Raw genomic sequence first — 5,631 nt, forward strand, 5'->3', positions numbered from 1 at the left:
ATAGCCTACTAGCTAGGTATAATCGATGGCATATTAAATACTTAGGTTAACAGTATGTCTGGCAATTCTTTTGGAAAATTATTTACAGTTACTACTGCTGGTGAATCACATGGTGAAGCGCTTGTTGGTATCATTGATGGCTGCCCGCCTGGTATGGATCTTTGCGAGGCTGACTTACAAGGTGACCTAGACTTAAGAAAACCGGGCACTTCTCGTCATACTACTCAGCGTCGTGAAGCAGACTTGGTTAAAATTTTATCAGGCACCTTTGAAGGGAAAACTACTGGTACGCCAATTGCACTAATCATCCAGAATACCGATCAACGTTCTAAAGATTACGGCAACATTGCTAATACCTTCCGCCCTGGTCATGCTGATTACACTTATGACCAAAAATACGGCTTTAGAGATTATCGTGGCGGTGGCAGATCGTCTGCACGTGAAACTGCAATGCGAGTTGCCGCAGGTGGTATTGCTAAAAAATACTTAAAAGAAACCCTTGGTATAGAAATTAAAGGCTACTTGTCACAACTTGGCCCTATCACCTTTGATAACTTTGATTGGAACGAAGTTCACAACAATCCGTTCTTCTGTCCAGATGCTAGCAAAATTAAAGAGCTGGAAGATTATATGGATGCACTGAGAAAATCAGGCGATTCCATTGGTGCTCGCGTTAACGTGGTGGCCACAAATATGCCAGCTGGACTAGGTGAGCCAATTTTTGATCGTATCGAGGCTGATATTGCTCATGCAATGATGAGTATCAACGCGGTTAAAGGAGTTGAAATTGGCGCAGGATTTGATTCAATTACTCAAAAAGGCACCGAGCATCGAGATGTAATTACCATTGATGGTTTTAAATCTAACAACGCAGGTGGCACATTAGGTGGTATTACCTCAGGGCAAGATCTATTAGTATCTATGGCCCTTAAGCCAACTTCTAGTTTACGCCTACCTATCGAAAGCATTGATAAAGAAGGCAACCCTATCGAAGTAATTACTAAAGGTCGTCACGATCCTTGTGTTGGTATTCGCGCAACGCCGATTGCTGAAGCCATGCTAGCAATGACGATTATGGATCATGTTATGCGTCATAGAGCGCAAAATGCTGGTGTTAAATCCACAACGCCAGTAGTTCCAGGTGCTAGTTCATAACTCTATTTAATTGTAAATTTACCCACAAGGAACCACATGCTGTTTTCATTGATTAATAAATATGCGCCCATTAACGCTAAAAATGACTTTTTATCAGGATTAACAGTCGCCCTAGCCCTAGTACCAGAGGCTGTGGCTTTTGCATTATTAGCTGGTGTCGGGCCTCTTGTTGGTCTGTACGCTGCATTTACCATTGGTATTGTCACCTCTATTATTGGCGGTCGTCCGGGCATGATTTCAGGTGCAACAGGTGCAATTGCTGTAGTGATTGGTACATTAGTTGCACAACATGGTGTGGAATATCTGTTTGCAGCCGTCATTATGACAGGCTTAATCCAAATTACGTTTGGCCTATTAAAAATGGGTAAATTTATTCGTTTAGTGCCTCATCCGGTGTTTTTAGGCTTTGTTAATGGCCTAGCAATGGTTATTTTTATATCACAAATTAAGCAGTTTCAAGTGGGTGACGATTGGATCACTGGCACACCATTAGCTATCATGCTAATTATCATTGCTGCCACTATGGCAATTATTCATTTCTTGCCTAGATTTACCAAAGTCATTCCTTCCACTTTAGCAGCAATTATTGTTGGTAGTCTTGCGGTTATCTGGATGGGGCTAGATACTCGTACTGTTGGCGATATCGCTTCAATTAAAGGTGGGTTGCCGGTTTTCCACATTCCCGATGTCGGTGGTTTAACTTGGGAAATGATCACAATTGTATTCCCGTATGCAATTGTGATGGCGCTAGTTGGCCTAATTGAAAGCCTATTAACTCTAAATCTCATTGATGATCTAACTGAAACCGTTGGTCAACCAAACAAAGAATCAGTTGCTCAGGGTATTGCTAACTCAGTTACTGGTTTTTTTGGTGGCATGGGTGGTTGCGCCATGGTTGGACAAAGCTTGATTAATATCAAATCTGGCGGTCGTGGTCGTCTATCAGGAATTGTGGCGGCAATGGTACTACTGATGTTTATTCTTTTCTTATCTGAATATATTGAGATGATTCCAATTGCAGTGCTTATTGGTGTGATGTTTATGGTGGTCATTGGCACATTCGAATGGTGCACCTTCCGTTTGTTTGGAAAGGTTCCGGTGCCAGATATTGTTACTGGTATGTCAGTTGCTATTATTACAGTCTTAACAGACAATTTAGCATTGGCAGTTATTGTTGGCGTTATTATGTCAGCACTAACATTTGCCTGGGAGTCATCAAGCAAGATACATGCTGATAAGTCAATTAATGATGGTGGTAGTACTACCTATAAACTTAATGGAACCTTATTCTTTGCCTCAAAAGACAGCTTTCAAGCAATCTTCAATCCTGCTGAAGACACGAATGACGTGTATATTGATTTTAATAATTCAAAAGTCATGGATCATTCTGCTATTCAGGCGATTGACAAATTAGCGGAACGCTATAAAAAAGTTGGAAAAACACTTCATTTGCAACATTTGAGCGCTGAATGCAGATTGCTACTAAAAACAGCGAAAAACTTAGTTGAAGTCAACATTCTTGAAGATCCTAAGTACCATGTTGCAGACGATAAGCTAGCTTAATTTAAAAAAAAGATTAATTAGTTCATTTTGGCTCTTGATTATTACTAAAATCAAGACTATATTGTTTGCAAATAATTGAATGTTATCTGAGGAGAGACATGAAAAAAACACTATTAACAGTGCTGCTTATATCAAGTAGCACTGTTTGCGCACAATCATACCAAAGCAATTTCTTTAACAATGGCTTTGGTGGCAATGTTTGGTCGAATTTCAATCAAGAATTTCAACAATTTAGCAATGAAATGCGCGACATGCAAAATAAAAGTATTTTTGATGCACAAACAAATCGATATTTTGATGACAAAACCAACAGCTATATCATTGAAATTAAGATAAACGGTTTAGCAAAAAAGAATCTAGATATCACCACTAAAGACAATATGATTCACATTGTGGGTAGTGTTTATAAAACCGAACGAACCGCTGATAGTTCGCGCTCTTCATCAAGAAAATTTGCTCAATCTTATTCTTTACCTCAGGATGCAAATGGAGAGAGTGTTAATGCAGAATTCAAAAATAATTCTTTAATTATCTCCATTCCAAAGCTAGCAACTCCAAAGCAGAATATTAACAAGGTAACAATTAAATAGACTTGCTACTTACCTTTTTCATCACCCCAAAGTAACTTGTGCATTTGCATCTGCATGCGCACATTCAGACGTGATTCAATAATCCAATCTGCTAATTGAGTAGGGGTTATTTGGTCAAATACCGGTGAAAATAACACGCCTGCCTTTGTGGGGTATTGATCCATGATATCCACACTCCAGTCATAATCTTCTCGTGAGCCAATCACAAACTTAAGTTGGTCTTTTTCTTCAAGCTTACTAATGTTGTCGTAAAGATTTTGAGTTGACTCTTGTGAGCTGGGTGTTTTTACATCCATGACAATAGACACACTTGGATTGACCTCGTCAATAGCAATGCTGCCACTGGTCTCTAACGAGACCAAATACCCCTCTTTAGCTAGTGAATCCAATAGAATATGGCAATTAATTTGAGCCAGTGGTTCGCCACCGGTTACGCAAATATAACGTGTGTTATATTGTTTAACATCAGCCATAATCGCATCAATACTCATTAAATTGTTACCCTTAAAGGCATACTCAGTATCACAATAAGAGCAGCGTAATGGACAGCCTGTAAGACGAATAAATACGGTTGGTAAGCCCACCTCTCGTGCTTCTCCTTGAAGAGAGTAAAAAATTTCAGTAATATTTAATTCGGTATTCATAAGGCTGTTTTAAATTGGGAATCTTTTAAATGTTTGATTTGATTACGCATGTCTGCAGCTTTCTCAAACTCCAAATCACTGGCCAGCTTATACATTTGCTTTTCCAAAGACTTGATTTCTTTGGCCAATTGTACCGGTGACAATTGAACATTAACTTGTTCTTCATTATCCCCGCTGATTTCTTCACTGGTTAAATCTGTATCTAAAATATTGATAATTGGCTTGACCACACCTCTTGGTGTAATGTTGTTTTTTTCATTATGAGCAAGCTGTTTTTCACGTCTTCTTTCCGTTTCGTCCATGGCCTTTTTCATCGATTTTGTAATTCGATCAGCATACAAAATAGCCTTGCCATTCACATTTCTAGCAGCCCTGCCCATGGTTTGAATTAGCGACCTTTCTGAACGTAAGAATCCTTCTTTATCGGCATCCAATATTGCCACTAAAGACACTTCTGGAATATCTAAACCCTCTCTAAGCAAGTTAATACCTACTAGAACATCAAATACACCTAAGCGTAAATCACGAATAATCTCCACACGCTCAACCGTGTCAATGTCCGAATGTAAGTATCGCACCTTTACGCCATGCTCATTTAAATAATCGCTTAATTGTTCAGACATCTTTTTGGTTAATGTAGTAACTAGCACACGATCACCAACTTTAACTCTCTTGTTAATTTCGCTCAACAAATCATCTACCTGAGTGCCTACGGGGCGAATCTCTATTTCTGGATCTAATAAGCCAGTTGGCCTAACCACCTGCTCTGCAATTCTACTAGAAACATCAAATTCATACTGGGCTGGCGTAGCTGAAACTAGAATACACTGATTAATACGCTCTTCAAATTCATGATATTTTAATGGGCGGTTATCCAATGCAGAAGGCAAGCGAAAACCAAATTCAACCAAGGTTTTTTTACGTGCCCTATCACCATTATACATGCCACCAATTTGGCTCACAGTTACGTGCGATTCATCCAAAATAACCAAAGAATTATCTGGCAAATAATCTAGCAATGTTGGTGGTGGATCGCCTGGTTTACGTGATGATAAATAGCGTGAATAGTTTTCAATACCTGTGCAATAACCCAACTCACGCATCATTTCAATATCCATATGCACACGCTGAGAAATACGCTGCTCTTCAACCAGTTTATTTAAGGATAGTAACTCTTTTTTGCGATCTCTAAGCTCGTCTTTGATGTCATCCAGCATATTTAAAATTTTGGATTTAGGGGTTACATAGTGCGTTTGCGGATAAATGGTAATACGTTGTAAGGACTTTAATCGCTCGCCTGTTAGCGGATCAAACCAATAGAGTCTTTCAATTTCCTCATCAAACATCTCTATGCGCAATGCTTGCTCTTCAGAATCAGCTGGAAAGATATCAATCACTTCACCCTTTACTCGAAAATGCCCTCTAAGTAACGTCACGTCATTTCTTGTATATTGCATTTGTGATAAACGCGATAGAATCTCTCTTTGGTTAGAGATTTCACCTACACTCAGATGTAATAACATCGACATATAGCTTTCAGGGTCGCCCAAACCGTAAATAGCAGATACGCTAGCAATAATAATTACATCATCTCGTTCTAAAAGCGATTTAGTGGCTGATAGGCGCATTTGTTCGATCTGTTCATTGATTGATGAATCTTTTTCAATAAAAGTATCTGA

At 39.1% G+C, this 5,631-nt stretch carries 5 protein-coding genes; 3 read left to right on the forward strand and 2 right to left on the reverse strand.

Features of this window, described 5'->3' with window-relative positions; genetic code table 11:
- Nucleotides 1-54 precede the first annotated feature (54 nt).
- The 3 genes from aroC (at nucleotide 55) to P8M52_RS06360 (ending at nucleotide 3,308) form a co-directional block, all read left to right on the forward strand.
- Nucleotides 55-1,155 (forward strand): chorismate synthase, encoded by a 1,101-nt coding sequence (gene aroC / locus P8M52_RS06350; protein WP_300308962.1) that lies wholly within the window; start codon nucleotides 55-57, stop codon nucleotides 1,153-1,155.
- Between the two features lie 39 nt (nucleotides 1,156-1,194).
- The gene (locus tag P8M52_RS06355) at nucleotides 1,195-2,718 is read left to right on the forward strand and encodes a SulP family inorganic anion transporter (RefSeq protein WP_300308974.1); all 1,524 of its coding nucleotides are present in this window, start codon (nucleotides 1,195-1,197) and stop codon (nucleotides 2,716-2,718) included.
- A 98-nt stretch (nucleotides 2,719-2,816) separates the two neighbouring features.
- Nucleotides 2,817-3,308 carry an Hsp20/alpha crystallin family protein gene (locus P8M52_RS06360; protein ID WP_300308965.1) on the forward strand — a complete coding sequence of 164 codons (492 nt, stop codon included), beginning with the start codon at nucleotides 2,817-2,819 and terminating at the stop codon, nucleotides 3,306-3,308.
- 5 nt (nucleotides 3,309-3,313) lie between these two features.
- On the opposite strand, the gene queE is transcribed toward P8M52_RS06360, so the two are convergent.
- Complete coding sequence (gene queE / locus P8M52_RS06365; RefSeq protein ID WP_300308968.1) at nucleotides 3,314-3,952, reverse strand: 7-carboxy-7-deazaguanine synthase QueE; 639 nt, start codon at nucleotides 3,950-3,952, stop codon at nucleotides 3,314-3,316.
- Nucleotides 3,949-5,631: excinuclease ABC subunit UvrB (gene uvrB / locus P8M52_RS06370; RefSeq protein WP_300308971.1), on the reverse strand; the 1,683-nt coding region annotated here is incomplete at its 5' end. The genes queE and uvrB, both read right to left, overlap by 4 nt.

The sequence above is a fragment of the Candidatus Thioglobus sp. genome, from assembly GCF_029243085.1.
Classification (GTDB): domain Bacteria; phylum Pseudomonadota; class Gammaproteobacteria; order PS1; family Pseudothioglobaceae; genus Thioglobus_A.